This is a genomic window from Psychromonas sp. L1A2 (assembly GCF_009828855.1).
Taxonomy (GTDB): Bacteria; Pseudomonadota; Gammaproteobacteria; order Enterobacterales; family Psychromonadaceae; genus Psychromonas.
This window is the reverse complement of the sequence record NZ_WUAG01000001.1, coordinates 912223-931342: the sequence shown is the minus strand read 5'-3', so window position 1 is coordinate 931342 and position 19120 is coordinate 912223. Positions and strand designations below refer to the sequence as shown.

Below are 19120 nucleotides of genomic sequence, written 5' to 3'. Positions count from 1 at the left end.
TAATTAGTCTTGGCTTTGAGTAGGCAAACCTATTTTATACACACGGTGTAATGAATAAAGTGAGATAGTAAATACAATTAAATGCACCACATTCATTGCAGCTGGCAATAACCAAACACCAATACTTAACCCAGTAAAGTAAGTCATAAAGATCACTCCTAAGATTAAGGCAGGGCTAAACAGTGCAACCCAACGCGGGTAAAGTGTCTTACCGATGACAATACGCCATATCCAAAGCACAGACACAACAACCATCGCCAAGCGCAATGCATTAACAAGTGGTTCGTTGTGCGTCCCAAAGTCGCTTAATAAGCTCTGTAATTGAAGTACTACATTAGTATCAGTCGTATCGGCAATTTCATGCGCAGTTAAGGCTAAATAAATGCGGCCACCTAACCAAGCATTACCGACCATAAAGGCGTAACCACCTAATAAGGTGATAATCCAACCATGTACTTTACTACCACCTCGAATAAACATTTGTCCAAGGTGCCAGTAGCCTAAAATATATAATGGCGCCGCTAAGGTACTAAAGAAATGCCCTATCGTTAATTTGTCTTTAGTCACATTAGCAAAGTAACCGTACCCCTCAACTTCGTAACCACCGAGAGGAGAAAACTGTAAAGTGAACTCCCCTATTCCAACTAACAAAGCAGCTAGAAACCCAGCGATGCCAGTGAGTAATAACGTGTTATATGTTTTTTTATCCACAATTTAGATCTCTTTTTGAGTGTTTATATGGTTATGGCTAATCATTTAAAACTAATAATCCGAAATTAATCGTCTGGTACTAATAACTTGGAATTAGCCATTTGAAATTAACGCTTTAAATTAATAATCAGAAAGATCAATCGTAGAGTCGACCTGTGGTAAATCAATATTCACCGTTCTTCCGCTCTGATAAGTCACTTTCACAGATTTAATCTCAGTTTGATCACCTAATCCAAAAAACACATCACTAGTTTGATCCGAACCTAAACCTTCACTGGTATAAAACTGATTGGTATAAGTTTGACCATCGACCATAGTTAACGTCACTAATGCACCAATAGAATGAGTCTCATCTTTAAAAGCAATTTTAAGCCAATGACGCGTTCCACCATTATTAATGAAAGCACGTAATTTCCCATTTAAATTACCAATAACAGCATCAGGCCAACCATCTTGATTAAAGTCTGAAACAACCGTTGTTACCCCGAAATGTTTATTACCAATACCAGCGACTTCTTCAACAGGTTTAAAAGAGTTTTCTTCATATTGTTGTAATAAGTTACCAGGGTATAGATCGAGATGTTCAACCGCAGGGAAACGAATGTAATTTTGAGTAATAAGGTAATCAGCAAGGGTATCGTTATTAAAATCATAAGAAACGAGTCCCCAACCAAACCCATATTTTGCGGCGTTATTTTCTAGTGCAGTATCTTTAAAGTTAAAATCACCTTGATTCTCTAGCAAAATATAATCTTTATTCAGGGTTTGATCTTCTCTTAAATCCCCTACGACTAAAAAGTCAGGTAAGGTTTTACCCACATTACTGAAATATAAATCCATCAAACCGTCGTTATTATAGTCACTAACTGCAATACCCATCGGGTAGCTATAAGTCACCGGTAAAGTAATATTTTCGAAGGTTAAATCACCATTGTTTTTAAAGATACGTACAAAACCAGTATCTTGAGCGACAACTAAATCACTTAAACCATTATTATTTAAATCCACAAAAACGGCGGTAAAGGTATTATGTTGCTCATAAACACCAGATGATTTAGTAATATCCGTAAAAGTGTTGTCACCGTTATTTAATAATAAATTACTAATGCCGCCGTATTCTTGATTAAAGATAGTTTCACCTTCCACATATTCAGGACGAATATAGTTAGAAACATACAAATCAACCGCGCCATCATTATTAATATCACCAAAAGAAACAGATAAAGGCATCGACTTTTTATCTAAAGGAAAGTCTATTTTCTTACCACTAAAACCTGTTCCTGTATTTTCATAAAAATAAAGACCACTGCTTCTTGCGACAAAAAGATCGACTAAACCATCGTTATTAGCATCGATCGATGATGCACCATAAGTTGGGTCATCTTCAGCTTTATCAAACCAACCTTCAGAAGGAATACTTACTAGCGCATTATTCTCATATTTTTGTAAACCATCTTGTTGTCCAATACCACCACCAACAAACACTTCATCAATGCCATCGTTATCTATATCAATCGTAGATAACGCCATAAAAGGTAACCCGGCAACAAAATCAGATTGATGTGTGAATTCCGTGCTAATTTCACTAAAACGTAAGTCGGTTTCACCTTGTTCTTGCTCAGGTCCTTGTATTACATAGGCTACTATTTTAGTAAAAAATAATGCAATACAAATTAGAATGCCGATAACAATTAGCGATATTTTCTTCCATTTACTCATAACTCTCTCCGGGTGATGTAACCATTTTATTCGTCCCTGTCAGGCGTGTATTAATAAGACCCGAAAAACCACTTTAATCATTCAATTATTTAAATAGATTAAGCCGATTAAATATTTATTATCGTGTCAAACATGTGCTATTCAGGCTTAAGATTTAAAATATAAGAGTAGGTTAATAAATAGAATAGTGCTTCTTTAATAGGTCGCTATTTATAGGTATTGATTGAATAAGTGCCAATAAATGAGGTATTAATAAAATAATTTAAAAATTAGGTCGTGAGAGCTGTCTTAGATGCAAATAGTAAGTACAAAAAAGTAAATAGCTTAAAGCAATTTTAAAAGTTAATTGCCTAGTAACTTTTCTTATAGAGGTCTCCAGCCCAATATTCTGATTGTGGGGATTTAGCGCCAGACCATCCTCGCCTTATCAATTCCTTAACAAGAAATCGATTAAAAATGCCATGACCAACAAACAATACTTTATGATGCAGAGTCGCTAACTCAATAAGCTTATCTGTCGCTAATGCCGCTCTAGCTTTTACTTCTTTTATTGATTCGGAGTGATTTGAGTATCCTAAAAGCCATAACACTCTAAAACATATTGCCCAAAATTTCGGCGTCATTTTAAAAGTACGCCAACTTGCTGATGGTAATCCAGCTTCTATAAATAGATCATCACATAAAACGATCTTCCCTGCATTTAGGATAGAGGCTGAATCAATAGATCGTTGAAGACGACTACAAATTATCGCATTGCAATCATGAGCATAATTAACCGCGCTAAGCGGAGGATAGGTACTCTCGAGCACACTTGATTTATTATACAGCTCAATCCAATGTCTAAACCCCAATGCAGTGACAGGGGCTTCTGAAATAGGCTCAGGCATACCATGTCTAATACCAAAAGAATTAATAAGGTGATCATTCTTGCTGGTTAAAATCACCCCTAACTGCGTTGTGAGTTTTGAAGTGAGAACAACTATCTCCTACAACTCACACCTTGTTAGTGTTAATTTTTCCTGCGCAATCTCTGAGCACTTATTTAATTCCATTGGTATAAGTACCGTTATTTCCACCACTTTCCTTTGAGCATAAGCCATAATAAATGTGACTTATTCTGGATATCTATTATGACTTTACTATTATGACTTTAACAACGCCTGTGCTAACCAAGATTTAAACTGCGCTGCAGGTAATGCCCCATTCAAAGTATCTACCACTTTGCCTTGTTTAAACACCATCAATGTTGGAATGCTACGAATATTATATTGCGCACCTAACTGTTGTTGATCTTCAGTATCTACTTTCACAAATCGAGCAGCAGTTTGTTGTGTTGCTACCTCTGTAAATGTTGGAGCAAAGTTAATACAAGGGCCACACCACGGTGCCCAAAAATCAACAACAACAGGTTTATCGCCATTGATTAACACTGACAAATTAGCGGCTGTTCCTTCAATTGGTGCGCCCTGTAATAAGTCTTTTTTACAACGTCCACAACTAGGTGTTGCTTCAATTCGTTCAACAGGCAAGCGATTCATGGAATGGCAATGTGGGCATCTAGAAGTAATTGTAGTCATATTTATTTTCTCTTTTAAGTCTGAATATTTGGCGTCTATTTTAATTGAGCTATTTTCATTGAGCTATTTTTCATCGAGCTATAGTAATTTAATCTATTGGCTTAGCCTATTTCTATCATGTTTTTCTAATCTTGAATTCAAGTGATAAGTGCAATAGTATTTTTCTAACTTAAGTAATAGTGCCTTTCTAACTTAAACAATGCCACTCTAAATAAATACCTAATTAAATAATCACTTATAAGCAGATCACATCTTTTAAAAACGCCCTGTTGAACTGACACTTATAGTAATAATAATTAACACCAATAAGACGCCCCTCTTTAAGCAAACCAACTCAAGCATTAGATCGAGTTACTCTATATCAAGATCTGCTCGTCGCACTTTGATCAACGAATTCAACGTTGGTATCATTATTTTTTCACAATCGGGAGCTGTGATAATAAAATAAAAGTGGCAGAATAATAATCTATTTCTGGTGTTACCTGAGGCAATGTAACATCAGCATTTTCATTGTTCATTTTAGCTTCTGTAACGGCTTTAATCGCTTTCATTCCAGCGTTAGCTAATGTTTCTGAACGTTGACCTGTCAATAAATCAACCGTTGCTGGTAGTGTTTCCTGAGCCCAAAAGTCAATAAATGGCGCGATTAATTGTGTTTGATAATCTTGTGCAAGCATTAAATAAAGCGGTAATCGATTAGCATTCTCTCCATACTCTGTAGAGTTAGCCCCTTCTAAAGTTGCTTTATCTTCCGACAAGATCATCCAATTTGACGGTAAATTCCAATCGCCAAAACGAGCAGACTTCATCAATGATGTGCCCGATTGGTATACTTCAGCCCAAATAGGATCACCTGTTACTTCTGTAAATAAATTTAAAGCGGGAAATACCCAGTAGGATAAATTGATTTGAACACGGTCATCAGGCAACTCAAAACCTGTTTCGCTCGGTAATAGCAACTGATAACCGAATTGTTGACGAATAAGTTTAGCTTTAATAGCATCTAACACACGTAAACCTTCAACTAGGAATATTTGGCGATCCCATTTATTTTCTGCTGCTAATAAAGCCCAAGCAATAATGATATCGCCATTACTTGCATTGCTTTGAGCAGAGATACATTTTTTATCACACTCCCCTTTTTCTGAGGGTGAATATTGCTGACGAAATAGATGATCTTCACGCTGCATGTTTTGCTGTGTCCACGCCCACATGTCTTGAAACTGCTTTCTATCATTAGAAAAGACAGCAAACAATAAAGCAAACCCTTGCCCTTCACTGGTTGATGTATTGTTATTTTCAGTATCAAGTATTCGATTAGTATCAATAAACTGTGCTTTGTAAGTAATCCAATTTTTTTGAAAAGGTGTTCGCTCAAAAGAAATAAATTTTGGGATAAATGAAATCGCAATCAAAAACAAGAGTATTCCAATGAATATAATTTTCTTCATTTCCCAGTATTCCTTAATCTTTTTTAAATGTAGCTGTATTCATAAATAGGCTGCCATCATAAAGGTGAACAGTATAAAAATCATCAATAATAACAGCTAACTAATACTCTCATCCTTGTCATAGCAATTATCAAAAGAACTTAAATCAAGGTACTCTGCTAAAGGAGTATTCAAGAATATGGAAAAGTAGAATGGAAAAATGAATATTCATATTCAAAGGGGATAATTTGCAGTGAGAAATCAATTGGGATGAATTTACTTTGGTAAAATAAGTAAGGTTTGCCTCTTTATTTAAAAAGGATGCCATCACATTTAACTCTGAGCGAATAATAACGATTAGATCACAGAAGACCAGCTCAATAAAGATTTTTTTTGTACAATGATAGATTATAAAAAAAGAATGCAAAAACATTCTTTTTGGAGAAATTCTATAGCCTCAACGCTCCACCCACATTAAGCGGACAAAAGTAGTTGGCTATACTTGTTGAGGTACGAAATAAAGCCAACTGTTTTTGTTCCGACTTAAATTGCTGTTATATTTCTATTTCGGGGTGCAACTCTTTTAACCGTTCATTGGTTACACCAAAAACAGAGAATGGATTAATCCCCATTGAAAACTCAACCCCATAAAATGGTTTAAGCTCATACTCCCTGTATTCTGGATATTCAATTCCATCGGAATAGGACATTAATTGAATTATCTTTTCAATTTCAATTGATTCCGCATAATCATTTTCTGCCGAAGATAACATAAATGGAATTTGTGGGAAGGTGCCAAGAAGTTCAACATTCATTTTGCTGATTACTCGATTGTTGTCGCTTTTTGCAACAATTAGAGAAGTAGAAGCCGACTTAATAAGGTCAAAGTTAATTTTATATGCATCACCTTTCTCTAGCTTTAATACTTTTTGCTTTGGAAGAGGCAGCTCTTCTCCTATTAGAGTGAACAGCATTTCAATAAAAGAACAAGCAACAAAACACTTTTTAGGACTCAAAGGATAAAATATTGTAGTGCTTGGGTTTTGAAGAAACCCTGTCATATAAACAGGATTATCCGTCCGAACAAAGAAATCATCTTCAGCAGCTTCAAGAATAATCCAATCTCGACAAGCAACATACTTATTATCTTCGCACCATTGGCAACCGATGATAGTTTCTTTATAGGATTCGTCACCGCCATGTGCTTTTTCAAGTTCGTCACGATACTTGAAAAAACTTGGAGTTCTCATAGATTGGGTAACAATAAACTGCCCCCATTTCATTCTTTCATCAGCATCTAAGGTGTCATTATTTAAAAGCTTTTCGTAGAGTGGTGCCGAGTCATTTTCTAATTCAGAATCAAGCCGATCCTCTAGCTCTTGGGAATATAAATCAAATTCATAACCCCAAGCAGTCTTACCTTTATCTTTTTGAGAATCGACAACACACTTGCGATATGGACAATAGTAATAATATTTATAGTGCCAACCACTAACCTCATTCGTCCAATATTGATTGGCGAAAACAGGGCTAAAATGATTTTTGTTCGTTTTATTCTTCATAACCCCTCCTGAAATATAGCGCCGTTTTAAGCGGCAAATTGCAGTTGGCTAAAATAAGTGAGGCACGAACAAAAAGCCAACTGTAATTTGTCCGACTTGAAAACCCTTGTTAGGCTTCTTTACTCTCAAATATGCTATCAAAAGCTACATTCATTCTTTTAATATTATCATTTAATGCATCAACAAATGTTTGCGAATTTTGATCATTTTCAAGTTCACCACGCAGAGCAATTGTCATTGGTGGTAGCAATGATAAAAGGCGGCTATGCTCACTCAAGCACTTTTTTGCGAAAGCCATATGTAAAGGCTGTAATATAGACTTTTGCTCTTCTAAACTCACTATACTTCGATTGACAATACCTTCTTGGGTTTCATAACTTTTATTTAAATAGTCAAAAGTCGCTTGATTATTGTGTCCTTGAAGATTTAACTCTTTCATTATTGAAATGATTCTATCTTTTTCTTTTTTAGCTGAATCTATAGTTACTTGATATATTTCAATGGCTTTTTTGTGATCCAAAGCGACAGCTCTTTCTTTCATTAATTGAATAAAAACTTCAGCCGTTTCGGCTGAATAATTCAAAATAGCTGCAACGGACTCTTCTTTTGCTGCAAGATAAGATTTGGCAACAATTCCGCTATGATCAGACATTTGAATTTCAATTTCTTTTTGTGTGAAATCTAAATTCATTAATTTAGGGATTATTCCTAAAACATCAGCAAATGACCTAGCTACGTTTAAAAATACTTCTTTCTTTAAAGCTAATTTTTGCTCTGATTGATACTTTTGCTTTTCGTGCTCAAGTAACGCAGTTTGTCGTTTTTCATTTCCTCTATTTGTCCACAAAACACCTAAAAATGTGAGGAATGATGCAATCACCGCACTCCAAATCACATTAGGCACTTTTGAAATTAACTCGATAAAAGATTCCATGCACTGCATCCTTGAGAAGCCTAACGCCCTGCTCACTGGCGAGTAAGTTGGTGTTGTTTTTGCTGCTTTTTTTTTTAGCAAAAAACAGCGACAACTGTATCGAGTCCGCGTGCAGCAGCTTGTTAAGTGCCATATTGCGCCATAATTGTGATGTTTTGATATCTATTTTCGAACAATCTTGCGTTCTTTTTTACACCTTCAACTTCGAATTTGTATTTTTCATATAACTCAATGGCTATTTGATTATCAGAAAACACTTCAAGTTCTAGTCGTGTTAATTTTTGATTCCAAGCATGTGCGATTGCTTTTTCTAAAAGTTGAGATCCAATTCCCTTGCCGCGAAAATCTGCGATAACCCCCATGCCAAGCTGTCCGACATGATTCATTGTATTTCGTTCTAATGGAATGATATCAGCCCAACCGACAATTTTATCGTTCAATACAGCAACGTATTGAGAGTTGTTCTTTTCAATATTGTTACGAACAAAATTTTCCATTCTTTCATAGGGTGGCGGATTGGTTGTAAGTAAATAGATCCCTTCGCTTGCAACAGTGCATAAAGCATCATAAAAACCACTAATATCCTTATCTTCTATTTTTCTAATCTCAATGCTCATATCTATACCTTGGCATTTAACGCCGCAATAAGCGGACTAAAGCAGTGGGTTAAAATGTGTAGCGAAGCGAAACGTAACCCACTGTTTTAGTTCCGTTTAATTGCTTTGTTATACGTTTATTCCACGAAGATTATATTCATATAACTAGGGGTGATATTATTGTTTTCACACCACAAATCAAATTTTTCGCTTTCCGATGAAGCATATCCACTTCCGTCATCATTAGTTAAAACATGAGTCAAATTATTAATAGGTCTTAAATAACCTCCATCAACCATGAATTCTCGGCTATTAGTTAAAGAATCGATAACATTTTCTAAAGTAGAGCTTTCACTGTTTTTAAGATACTCTTGCATTTCATTATCTAATGGCAAATAACCACCCTGCATAGCCATAATATTAATGGCGGCCATTTCTGCGGAACCTAGATGATGTGGGTACCATGTAGTATCATCTTCTCGCTTTAAATATTTTTCCTTCATTTCTATAGTTTCATATAACCAGCCTACTCGCTCTCCGATTTCTTTAGGAAGAGCTAATAGTAAAGGTTTAATATTATCCATATGGAGACCATCGTCCCATGGCATCTTTATATTGAAATATATTGAAATTTTCGACCAAATTAATTCTAGAATCATTTTGGCTGGATTATGTCTTGTTGAAAAAGATACAACCCAAGAATTTTTATCTTTAAAAACAGAGAAAGGAATACCATTACTTTTAACAATGCAATATTCATTAGATGTAACCAATGTAGGAATGCTTGGAACCCCTGCTCCTTGAGCACCTTTTTTAGATTTTTCATCAAGGATATCTAGAAAAGCAGTTCTTAAGCCTTTTTCACTTTTATATCCTTCATAGCCATGAATTATACTAACAGGAGCAATAGATTCTTGGACTAATGAATAAAACAAAAGTGCATCACATTTTGAAAGAGAGTGAAGATCTAAGTATTTTTCAGGAGCAATCTTCCCTGTCATTTGTGAAAAAATCTTCCTCGCAACTGTGATATCAGGTTCAAATTTTCCACTTCTGAGCTTGTTTTCAAAATGTTGAGAAAATTTCTTTCTTATTTTACCCAAGTGTTCAAAAGCATCTAAATAGTCTTTTTTTCTGAGAGTTTTCTTTACTTCAAATATACAAAGTATGTTTTCTATTTCATATATATATTCATCTGTTAATCCATACTTAACACCAACCCCATGAACAAGCATGCAATCGATCTGCTCCGGCAACATTTCACCTCCTACAGAAACAAATCCAGACACGACTTGTAAATTCAAATTTTCAGGAAGAATAAAAGATTGATCAATTCCATTTTTTGTAACCTTTTCATATGCGCTACCTAAAGTTGGCATATGAGGCATTTTAAAACCTTTTAATTTTGTAGTTTCTTCTTGAATAAATAATTCTAATAGTTGGGAAGCTTTAATTATCATTGATGAACTCTATTTTTAAAAACGTATAACAGCTTTATTAACTCACAAAATGTCACTTTAACCGCGAAAACACGACAAGAGTTAATGATTAAAATATTACATAACTCTACGTTGATTTAACGATAAAACAAAGAGATATAATAAAGTTATGATTTATTAATCATGGTGAAAGGTAGCAGACTGTCATAATTGTGGTGGAAAGACTGCAAATTAGAAAATAGATGAGAATTTATTCGTCGTTTAATTTTTTGAAAGCTTTAACCATCATTCAATGTAACGATGTCTCCCCTTTATACTTAAGATTTTCCAAATGAGACAATCCTTTTCACATCGTAACAAGCAAACTATTTGGTTATATCTCATCGTATTTTGATATCACTAAGCTAACGTATTACAAGGTGACTCAATGCTACAATAAAGCCGTAAACAACGTGGAGATAATATGACGGCAACCATTAAAAACAAAACCATTTTTTATAGTAAGCTATTTTCAATAAACCTAGTGACCTACCCTATTAACCACAGTGTGATGAACCATGTCGATAATGTACAAAAAGGGCGTTATTACAAACTCAATTTAATCTTGGTACAACCAAAAGTGGGTGGTGTGTTTAAGTGTACAAAATGCATTATTAACTTATTTAACCGTGTGTATTTATTTAGACCCGACAGGTACGAACACAGCGTCACTAAAATCGAATCAGGAAAGCGTGTCCTGCTCAGTTTTGCACTCAATATATAAGCTTTGTAAAAAGGTTTACCTTCACATAAGAAAAGCAAGATCGCCGCTAAGGCAAAACACCAAGTAAATAAACGTCTAAATGCTTCAATGAGTTCAGGCTAACAATACTGTAAATAAAACCTAAGTTGATCGGATGAGCGCAGACGACCCCTCTAAAAAATCAAAGAGGGGCCACCTCTCCTATCATCGGATAAGTAAACAAAAAGAAGTGTGAAACATTCACTAACCAATGACACAAAATAGCCCATTCTAACCGCTGTGTTTTATAAAAAATATAACTGTAACCAAAACCTGCCACACCTGATACCAACACATAACTCCATCCCCCTATAAAATGCGCCAAGGCAAAAATAGCTGCCGTTATAAGCGGTGCAAAAATAGCTAAACGTTTAACTGTGATTAATTGCGACAACTTAGTTTGTAACAAACCTCTAAAGAACGCCTCTTCAGCAACACAGGTAAACAAAAGATTAATAGCAATAAAGGCTAACCAAAAGTCTGGCACTTTAGGACTAAACCCAACGAGCCCAATCATTAACGCTACCGTCAAGGTCGCTAACACGGTACAAATAATAATGAAAAAAGGCTGATTAAGTTTTGTTACCGTACTGATTTTTACTGTAGTTGTATTTGAGGCTGTAGTTGTATTTGAGGCTGTAGTTGAGGGTATAGTTGTATCTAAGGTTTTAGTTGTTTGGCTCTTAGCAAAAAAGTAAGCACAAACCAACAATCCCGCCATTCCCTTATCAAAGTTAGCATAAAGGGTATAAGGAATGGCATCGCTGGTGATCAGCTCATTAATAACAATAGGTAAGTTATTAAAACCGGGTACGACATGCACGGCTAATGCCAATGAACTGGTGATAAAAGCAGTACTTGATATTGCCCGTATGATTGGCTGTTTTATGTAAAGCGCGCCATGATATAAAGCGACATAAACCACGATACCCACCAACCCAACAGTATCTATATGTTGTTCGACGTAACCACTAACAACACTCAAAGCCATTAACCATAACCAAAGCGGTTGCTTGATGATTGATACTTTACAGTATGGAAAAACACATAAAATCGATAACGCTAATAGATAAAAAGTCATTTTATTAGTTACTGCTTATTGGTTGTTTTTACGCTGTTAGATTGACCGATTTTTAACGGCTGTTTTTAACAGCCGACTTTACTATTAAGGCGTTTCGCCTAATAAATAAGCGCCAACTGGCTTTTGATAAGCTTCATAGTTTGCTTTTGGGGTTTGAGTTATTCTATTTTCAATTTCTATCATAATATCCATTTCATCTGCACTCATATAACCTTCATCTTGAGTCGTTGACCAAGTAATACCCGCGCCAGCATCAGTAATCTTACGAGTAAAACGATAGGCTTGCTCGATCCCAAAGACTAAATCAGACCTTGAACTACTCCATGTACTTCTAATAGGAAACCAACCGTGCTTAAGTGCTTTTTTATTGCCGTTGTAACTATCCCAAGGAGTCTCTTGCATATCTGGAATCGTATATTCTTCGTAACCCCAAGAGTTAGGGGGTGCACCTCGCCCTAGCGGTGTGATATGACCAGCAGTAAAGTCTCCGTATTCGTTGGTAGGTACATGTTTTATTATTTTATAATCAGTGTCATCTTGATCATCTAAACCATCACTATCAACATAAAGATACTCGCCACTGGCATCGGTAAAATACGCTTTTTTTTCATTGATGCCAATCGCTAACGTTGGGTCGACGCTGCGTAACGTATCAACAAAATCAGATAGTGAACCTGGTAATTTCCTCACATTATCTAACCAATAGCCATCCACTAAACCATCAAACCTTTTGGCATAACCCTCTACTAAATAGCGCCAAGCAGCACCTTCATCACCATTCCATTCAGTATTATAGTACTCTTCCCATGCGGCTTTTATCTCACGTTCATTTTCAGGATCATTATCAGTGATCATTGATGGCCCTGCTGCATTTAAATATAAAATAACTTTTTTGCCCGCCTTTCGATAAACATTAATCACATCAAAAATGATTTGTTCATTTTCAAGCCGAGGAACCATATCTGGATGGATAGCGGCTACATCAACATTGTCGTTATCACGTAATGTAAAAAGAAAAGCATGAGCAGGATGAGTGAAAGAAGTGATGACATGTCCTGATGAAGGAAGATTTTTAACTATCTCTTCTGCACCAGCAACCCAGTGAGCAGATCCGGCATCGACGGATTGATCAAGCTTATAGCCACCATCAACTCTTTGCGTTATGCCCCAAGAACCTGCTAACCAACTTGCATTTTCTTCACTGTACTTTTCGTCAATATACTCTTCTTCAATATCTAAGGCTGAATCATTAGATTGAGCAGGCGTGCTATTACAGCCAAGTATGCCAACAATAGTAATGACAAACAGTAAGGTACATTTAAGTTGTTTTTTTATTATCATCGAAAGCCTATTTATAATGTGTATTTAATCAATTGGGTTAACAGTAGTAAACCTATTATTTATGCTCTCAGTAAAAGCCAAAATAGTGAAGAAAACATGTCATATTCAATATGTTCAACCATAGCCAAGGTGTGTTTATGATTGATACTTTACTGTATCGAAAAGCACATAAACTCGATCATACGAACAGATGAAAACTATTCATTTTTTTGTCGGTCACTTGTTGAAAAGCAGACTCGGCCTTTAAAGCTAAGTGCATCGAGTCACTCTACTTATTAATGAGTAGTAAGTCACCAACTATAACAGCCACTATCGAATCTTAAAATTGTACTTAACATCCGTATTTAAGTTATCTTTGATGTAAACTAGACAAAAACATCATCAGGGAAGAGGCAATGCCATCATCACGCCACATTGTTAGTGATTTTATAAAGCGCGGTTACGTCCAACCAGCGCAGATCAATGATGCACTTAACTGTACGCAAGTTTCACCTACTATAAACAGTTGGTTTAAGTTTATCGACCGATTATTACTGTGTTTAGGGGCGCTAAGCTTGGCTTTTTCTGTGCTCTTTTTTATTGCCTATAATTGGGATGATTGGGGGCGTTTTGGAAAGTTTGCTTTAATAGAATCATTGCTTGTTGCCACTATATTTACCTATTGGCTTGCCAAAAAAGACAGTCTAAAAGCACAAATAAGTTTATTAGTGAGCTGTTTAATGGTCGGTGTGTTAATGGCTTTTTTCGGACAAACGTATCAAACCGGCGCAGATCCTTGGACTCTGTTCTTTTTTTGGGCTGTTCTGATCACACCTTGGGTTGTTATCGCTCGCTTTGCGCCATTATGGTTGAGTTGGTTAGGTTTATTAAATATTGCTTTAAGCCTCTACATTGATAGTTTTGGCCTTCCTTTAACGTTATTTTTATCAGCTGATGGTAATCTCTGGATTGCACTGTTTTTTCTGAACAGTATTGCATTAACTACATTGGAACTGAGCAGCCGACGCTTCACCTATTTATCGCCTCGTTGGTTAGCTCGAAGCATCGCTTCATTAGCAGGCTTTATGATCACCTTTATTGTGGTTGATACGATAATAGATTCACACAATACTAGCTTATTGCCTTTCTTATTTTGGGGAGTCTTTATTGCCGCGTTATATGTGGTTTATCGTCATCTTCGACACGACTTATTTATGCTCGCAGGCGGCTGTTTATCAAGTATTGTTGTTATTATCACGGCTTGTATCGACAATTTGAATGAGGATTATATTGAAGGATTCTTTCTACTGACGTCAGTGTTAATCATTGGTCTGACGAGCTTAGCGACCATTTGGTTGAAAAAAGTCAATAAGGAGATGTTGTCATGAAGATACAACAAACTCAACAGCAAATACTATGGCAACAACTTCAAGAGAAAGCCTTAGTCAATGGCGAGTTTCAGCCTGCAGAGACATTAGATTCACCTTGGTTTATAAAGCTCTTACTGGCTTGTTCGGGCTGGTTTGCCTCACTATTTATCTTGGGCTTCTTTTTGCTCACTTTACAAGACTTGGTGGAAAACAGTGCCGTTTGTTTAGTCGTCGGCTCTGGAATGATATTAATGGCTTATCAAATGTTAAAAAATAAGCCATCTGAATTCCTAGAGCACCTTATGCTTGCCTTTAGCTTAGCCGGACAAGCATTGATCGCTTGGGCTATTTTTATGATTGATAATACGGTCTTTTCAGCATTTCCTTGGTTTGCTATTTTAATTATACAAAGTAGCTTAAGCCTGATCATGCCGCATTATATACATCGCGTTTGCTCTGCTTTTTTTGCAAGTATTGCATTAACCATTTGTTTTCATTATTTGCAGCTTTCTGCATTTACTTCAGCAAGTTTATTATTATTGGCATTATTTTTAGTACTCAATGAATGGCGTTCAGTAAAATGGCAATCTACTTTTGAAGCAATTAGCTATGGCATTATATTGTTACTTATTCCGCTCAAAGCCTCTTATATCATTGGTTATGACCTTGCTTATTGGTTAAATGAAACCACATTAGAGCAGTCATGGTATTACTATTTAGATGAACTATTATTACTCTTCACTATGCTTTATTTAATCGTCACTTTAATGCAACGTAGCCAGCATTATTTTCCGTTTAACACTAAATTAGCCATTATTGGCGCGACTATCTGCTTATGCCTTTTATCCATGCAAGCCTCTGGTATTACTATTGGTTTTGCTCTATTGATAGTTGGATTTTCAAACAGTAATAAAGTCTTACAAGGATTAGGAATAACCTCATTACTCTTTTATATCTCCAGTTATTACTATTTATTAACGCTTACCTTGTTAGAAAAATCAGTCATTTTATTAATGATGGGGTTATTCATATTGGCGATTCGTTATGCTTTATTAAAATGGCTGAATCCGATGCAGATTCATTCGGATTCGTCAGAACTTTCTCATAAACAGCTTAATCCACAGCAAGGAGATAACGATGCAATCTAAGATCGTAATAGGCATGTTGTTGGTTATTTTAGCGGTGATGAACTTTTCAATTATCGGTAAAGAGCAGCACTTAAAACAAGGCGATACCGTATATTTGAAACTAGCACCTGTAGATCCTCGCTCGTTAATGCAAGGCGATTATATGGCGCTACGCTTTGATGCAGCGGACCAACTTTATAATGCACTCCAATCAAGCTCTAACAAAGCCTTAAAAAGCACACATGATGGGCAAATCGTAGTGAAATTAGATGATAATAAAGTAGGTACTTTTCAAAGAGTTTACCAAGGGAAACCGTTACAAGAAAATGAACTTCTACTTAATTATCGTGTACGCGACGATAATATAAAATTCGCCACTAACGCTTTTTTCTTTGAAGAAGGTACAGCTGAACTTTATGAACAAGCCCGATATGGTGAGTTCAAAGTCAGTGAAAAAGGAGAGCTACTATTGAATGCAATGTTTACCGAGCAGTTAACTGAAATCAAAGTAGAGTAAAAACGGTAAGTCACCACGAAGCCGCTGCGCTGCAAGATGAAAGCGAAGAAAATCCACAAAATTGATTAATATTAATGTATTGACCTAACCTTCTTTACTCTTCGTGCCTTCGTGGTTAATTCGCTTTTGATTTTAAGAGACTGTAACCAACCACGAAGCCGCTGCGCTACACGAAGAGCACGAAGAAAACCGACAAGATACAAGATTGATTAATATTAATGTGTTGAACTAACCTTCTTTACCCTTCGTGACTTCGTGGTTAAATTGCTTTTGACTTTAAGAGCCCCTAATCAACCACGAAGCCGCTGCGCTACACGAAGGGCACGAAGACCCCCCACAAGATTGATTAATGTTTTTAACCTAATCTTCTTTACTCTTCGTGCCTTCGTGGTTAAATTGCTTTTGACTTTAAGAGCCCCTAATCAACCACGAAGCCGCTGCGCTACACGAAGGACACGAAGAAACCCCACAAGATTGATTAATATTAATGTTTGTTGAACTAACCTTCTTTACCCTTCGTGCCTTAGTGGTTAAACCGTTTTTGAATTTAAAAGAAGTAATCAACCACGAAGCCGCTGCGCTACACGAAGGACACGAAGAAAACCGACAAGATTGATTAATATTAATGTGTTGAACTAACCTTCTTTACCCTTCGTGACTTCGTGGTTAAATCGTTTTTGAATTTAAAAGAAGTAATCAACCACGAAGCCGCTGCGCTACACGAAGGACACGAAGAAAACCGACAAGATTGATTAATATTAATGTTTGTTGAACTAACCTTCTTTACCCTTCGTGGTTAAACCGTTTTTGAATTTAAGAGACTGTAACTAACCACGAAGCCGCTGCGCTACACGAAGGTCACGAAGAAAACCGACAAGATTGACTAATATTAATGCTTTTGACTTAACCTTCTTTACCCTTCGTGACTTCGTGGTTAAATTGCTTTTGACTTTAAGAGCCCCTAATCAACCACAAAGCCGCTGCGCTACACGAAGGTCACGAAGAAAATCGACAAGATTGAGTAATATTAATGTTTGTTGAACTAACCTTCTTTACCCTTCGTGACTTCGTGGTTAAATCGTTTTTGACTTTAAAAGACGGTAACCAACCACGAAGCCGCTGTGCTACACGAAGGACACGAAGAAAACTGACAAGATTAATTAATATTAATGTTTTTGAACTAACCTTCTTTACCCTTCGTGCCTTCGTGGTTAAACCGTTTTTGAATTTAAAAGAAGTAATCAACCACGAAGCCGCTATGCTGCAAAATGCAAACGAAGAAACGCCATAAGATTGATTAATATTAATGTTTATTGAACTAACCTTCTTTACCCTTCATGCCTTCGTGGTTAATTCGCTTTTGATTTTAAGAGACTGTAACCAACCACGAAGCCACTGCGCTACACGAAGGGCACGAAGAAAACTGACAAGATTGATTAATATTAATGTTTTTGATTTAGCCTTCTTTACCCTTCGTGACTTCGTGGTTAAACCGTTTTTGACCTAACCTTCTTTACCCTTCGTGCCTTCGTGGTTAAACCGTTTTTGACCTAACCTTCTTTACTCTTCGTGCCTTCGTGGTTAAACCGTTTTTGACTTAACCTTCTTTACCCTTCGTGCCTTCGTGGTTAAATCGCTTTTGACTTTAAAAATAAATAGCTTAATAAAAAACACAAAAAAGGAGCCAAAAGGCTCCTTCAATATTAATACTCAATTAGAATGCTATTTACAAAACTACTTATTTAAAACGGCATTGTAACGCTCAAAGCCCGCTTCTAAATCTGCGATCAAATCTTCAGGGCTTTCTAAACCGATATGTAAACGAATAAGCGGTTTGCTGCTATCCCATTTAGTTACAGTTCTAATTTTATCAATCCCCGATACACTCAAAATCAAGCTTTCAAATCCACCCCATGAAAAGCCCATTTTAAAGTGATGCATGTTTTCTACTAAGGCCGTTAATGACTTGCTGTTCCCTTCTTTTAATACAAAAGAGAATAAACCGTTAGAAGCAGTAAAATCGCGTTTAAAAAACTCATGCCCAGGACAAGTTTCAAAAGCAGGGTGACGAAGGTGATCGACTTCAGGACGTGTTGCTAGCCAATTAGCGACTTGCAGCGCATTTTTTTCATGCTGCGCCATTCTCACGCCTAATGTACGTAAACCACGGCTAGCTAAATAAACATCATCTGGTGACGTACATTGTCCCATTAAGTAACTGTTTTCACGCAATTGTTCCCAATGAGCTTCATTCGACGTAGCGGTACCCATCATGACATCTGAATGCCCTACTATGTATTTGGTTGCCGCTTGAATAGAAATATCAACGCCCATATCAAATGGACGAGAGTTGATTGGTGAAGCCCATGTGTTATCCAACATCACCACTAAACCATGTTCGTGAGCAATTTTGCTTAATGTTGGTACATCTTGAATTTCCATGGTCACTGAACCAGGTGATTCTAAAAATAAGACTTTAGTATTGTCTTGAATAAGGTCTTTAATGCCCGCACCGATCATTGGATCGTAATACGTAGTTTCGATGCCAAATCCTGCTAATAAACTGTCACATAAAGCGCGTGTTGGTTCGTAAGCACTGTCTACCATTAACAAATGGTCACCTGATTTTAAGAAAGACATTAATGAATTACTGATAGCTGCGGAGCCTGATGGATATAACGCAGTACCAACGCCACCTTCTAGTTCAGCAATCGCAGCTTGAAATGCAAAATGTGTTGGACCACCACGGCGACCGTAAAACAATTCACCGTTAGCTTTGTTTTTAGATGCAAAACGCATATCTTCCATCGTTTCAAAGGTCATGGTTGAAGCGCGCACTACAGGTGGATTAATGACTCCGTTTGTCCATTTTTTATCACGTCCTAAACTTACTATTTGCGTTTCTTTTTTCATTTGACCTATCCATTCATCATGTTAGAAAATATATAAGAAACAT

17 protein-coding genes are annotated in these 19120 nt (G+C 36.4%); 5 read left to right on the top strand and 12 right to left on the bottom strand.

The features are described from left to right. Positions 1-3: 3 nt before the first annotated feature. The 9 genes from GQR59_RS04105 to GQR59_RS04065 all read right to left on the bottom strand — a co-directional run bounded on the left by GQR59_RS04105 (position 4) and on the right by GQR59_RS04065 (position 9989). On the bottom strand, positions 4-711 hold the full coding sequence (locus tag GQR59_RS04105) for a DUF6796 family protein (protein WP_160060817.1): 708 nt from the start codon (positions 709-711) through the stop codon (positions 4-6). Positions 712-831: 120 nt separating this feature from the next. Next, positions 832-2430, bottom strand: coding sequence for a CRTAC1 family protein (locus GQR59_RS04100; protein WP_160060816.1), 1599 nt, complete (start codon positions 2428-2430; stop codon positions 832-834). Between the two features lie 350 nt (positions 2431-2780). Beyond that, positions 2781-3374 (bottom strand): histidine phosphatase family protein, encoded by a 594-nt coding sequence (locus GQR59_RS04095; RefSeq protein ID WP_236546644.1) that lies wholly within the window; start codon positions 3372-3374, stop codon positions 2781-2783. A 198-nt stretch (positions 3375-3572) separates the two neighbouring features. Next, the gene (gene trxC / locus GQR59_RS04090) at positions 3573-4007 is read right to left on the bottom strand and encodes a thioredoxin TrxC (RefSeq protein WP_160060814.1); all 435 of its coding nucleotides are present in this window, start codon (positions 4005-4007) and stop codon (positions 3573-3575) included. Positions 4008-4417: 410 nt separating this feature from the next. Then, a complete protein-coding gene (locus GQR59_RS04085; RefSeq protein ID WP_160060813.1) occupies positions 4418-5458 on the bottom strand; it encodes a glycosyl hydrolase family 8 in 1041 nt (346 codons plus the stop codon). 533 nt (positions 5459-5991) lie between these two features. Beyond that, positions 5992-6999 carry a DUF4238 domain-containing protein gene (locus tag GQR59_RS04080; protein WP_160060812.1) on the bottom strand — a complete coding sequence of 336 codons (1008 nt, stop codon included), beginning with the start codon at positions 6997-6999 and terminating at the stop codon, positions 5992-5994. A 109-nt stretch (positions 7000-7108) separates the two neighbouring features. After that, on the bottom strand, positions 7109-7933 hold the full coding sequence (locus GQR59_RS04075; protein WP_160060811.1) for a chromosome partitioning protein ParA: 825 nt from the start codon (positions 7931-7933) through the stop codon (positions 7109-7111). A gap of 122 nt (positions 7934-8055) precedes the next feature. After that, a complete protein-coding gene (locus GQR59_RS04070) occupies positions 8056-8550 on the bottom strand; it encodes a GNAT family N-acetyltransferase (RefSeq protein WP_160060810.1) in 495 nt (164 codons plus the stop codon). Positions 8551-8666: 116 nt separating this feature from the next. Next, positions 8667-9989: a DUF6602 domain-containing protein gene (locus GQR59_RS04065; protein ID WP_160060809.1), complete on the bottom strand. Its 1323-nt coding sequence runs from the start codon at positions 9987-9989 to the stop codon at positions 8667-8669. Between the two features lie 442 nt (positions 9990-10431). On the opposite strand from GQR59_RS04065, the gene GQR59_RS04060 reads away from it, so the two are divergent. Beyond that, positions 10432-10731 (top strand): 2OG-Fe(II) oxygenase, encoded by a 300-nt coding sequence (locus GQR59_RS04060; RefSeq protein WP_160060808.1) that lies wholly within the window; start codon positions 10432-10434, stop codon positions 10729-10731. A 160-nt stretch (positions 10732-10891) separates the two neighbouring features. Here GQR59_RS04060 and GQR59_RS04055 read toward each other — a convergent pair whose 3' ends face one another. Both GQR59_RS04055 and GQR59_RS04050 read right to left on the bottom strand, forming a co-directional pair. Next, the gene (locus GQR59_RS04055) at positions 10892-11830 is read right to left on the bottom strand and encodes a CPBP family intramembrane glutamic endopeptidase (RefSeq protein WP_160060807.1); all 939 of its coding nucleotides are present in this window, start codon (positions 11828-11830) and stop codon (positions 10892-10894) included. Between the two features lie 84 nt (positions 11831-11914). Then, positions 11915-13171 (bottom strand): hypothetical protein, encoded by a 1257-nt coding sequence (locus tag GQR59_RS04050; protein ID WP_160060806.1) that lies wholly within the window; start codon positions 13169-13171, stop codon positions 11915-11917. Between the two features lie 395 nt (positions 13172-13566). Here GQR59_RS04050 and GQR59_RS04045 point away from each other — a divergent pair, with 395 nt between their 5' ends. The 4 genes from GQR59_RS04045 to GQR59_RS04030 all read left to right on the top strand — a co-directional run bounded on the left by GQR59_RS04045 (position 13567) and on the right by GQR59_RS04030 (position 17455). Continuing rightward, positions 13567-14538, top strand: a complete 972-nt coding sequence (locus GQR59_RS04045) for a DUF2157 domain-containing protein (RefSeq protein ID WP_160060805.1) — start codon at positions 13567-13569, stop codon at positions 14536-14538. Continuing rightward, positions 14535-15668, top strand: coding sequence for a DUF4401 domain-containing protein (locus GQR59_RS04040; RefSeq protein ID WP_160060804.1), 1134 nt, complete (start codon positions 14535-14537; stop codon positions 15666-15668). The genes GQR59_RS04045 and GQR59_RS04040 overlap by 4 nt, the downstream gene beginning before the upstream one ends. After that, positions 15658-16164, top strand: a complete 507-nt coding sequence (locus GQR59_RS04035; protein ID WP_160060803.1) for a GDYXXLXY domain-containing protein — start codon at positions 15658-15660, stop codon at positions 16162-16164. The genes GQR59_RS04040 and GQR59_RS04035 overlap by 11 nt, the downstream gene beginning before the upstream one ends. 1030 nt (positions 16165-17194) lie before the next feature. After that, entirely contained in the window at positions 17195-17455 is a 261-nt protein-coding gene (locus tag GQR59_RS04030; protein ID WP_160060802.1) for a hypothetical protein, read from the top strand. Positions 17456-17898: 443 nt separating this feature from the next. Here the strand turns inward: GQR59_RS04030 and GQR59_RS04025 are convergent, their stop codons facing one another. Next, positions 17899-19077 (bottom strand): cystathionine beta-lyase, encoded by a 1179-nt coding sequence (locus GQR59_RS04025; protein WP_025563199.1) that lies wholly within the window; start codon positions 19075-19077, stop codon positions 17899-17901. Positions 19078-19120: the final 43 nt, after the last annotated feature.

Excerpts from the sequence above, each read along its gene's own strand:
- GQR59_RS04065 (WP_160060809.1), bottom strand. The coding sequence starts at position 9,989 with ATGATAATTAAAGCTTCCCAACTATTAGAATTATTTATTCAAGAAGAA.
- GQR59_RS04055 (WP_160060807.1), bottom strand. The coding sequence starts at position 11,830 with ATGACTTTTTATCTATTAGCGTTATCGATTTTATGTGTTTTTCCATAC.
- GQR59_RS04050 (WP_160060806.1), bottom strand. The coding sequence starts at position 13,171 with ATGATAATAAAAAAACAACTTAAATGTACCTTACTGTTTGTCATTACT.
- GQR59_RS04030 (WP_160060802.1), top strand. The coding sequence starts at position 17,195 with ATGTTTGTTGAACTAACCTTCTTTACCCTTCGTGACTTCGTGGTTAAA.
- GQR59_RS04100 (WP_160060816.1), bottom strand. The coding sequence starts at position 2,430 with ATGAGTAAATGGAAGAAAATATCGCTAATTGTTATCGGCATTCTAATT.
- GQR59_RS04075 (WP_160060811.1), bottom strand. The coding sequence starts at position 7,933 with ATGGAATCTTTTATCGAGTTAATTTCAAAAGTGCCTAATGTGATTTGG.
- GQR59_RS04025 (WP_025563199.1), bottom strand. The coding sequence starts at position 19,077 with ATGAAAAAAGAAACGCAAATAGTAAGTTTAGGACGTGATAAAAAATGG.
- GQR59_RS04045 (WP_160060805.1), top strand. The coding sequence starts at position 13,567 with ATGCCATCATCACGCCACATTGTTAGTGATTTTATAAAGCGCGGTTAC.
- trxC (WP_160060814.1), bottom strand. The coding sequence starts at position 4,007 with ATGACTACAATTACTTCTAGATGCCCACATTGCCATTCCATGAATCGC.
- GQR59_RS04035 (WP_160060803.1), top strand. The coding sequence starts at position 15,658 with ATGCAATCTAAGATCGTAATAGGCATGTTGTTGGTTATTTTAGCGGTG.
- GQR59_RS04080 (WP_160060812.1), bottom strand. The coding sequence starts at position 6,999 with ATGAAGAATAAAACGAACAAAAATCATTTTAGCCCTGTTTTCGCCAAT.
- GQR59_RS04060 (WP_160060808.1), top strand. The coding sequence starts at position 10,432 with ATGACGGCAACCATTAAAAACAAAACCATTTTTTATAGTAAGCTATTT.
- GQR59_RS04085 (WP_160060813.1), bottom strand. The coding sequence starts at position 5,458 with ATGAAGAAAATTATATTCATTGGAATACTCTTGTTTTTGATTGCGATT.
- GQR59_RS04040 (WP_160060804.1), top strand. The coding sequence starts at position 14,535 with ATGAAGATACAACAAACTCAACAGCAAATACTATGGCAACAACTTCAA.
- GQR59_RS04070 (WP_160060810.1), bottom strand. The coding sequence starts at position 8,550 with ATGAGCATTGAGATTAGAAAAATAGAAGATAAGGATATTAGTGGTTTT.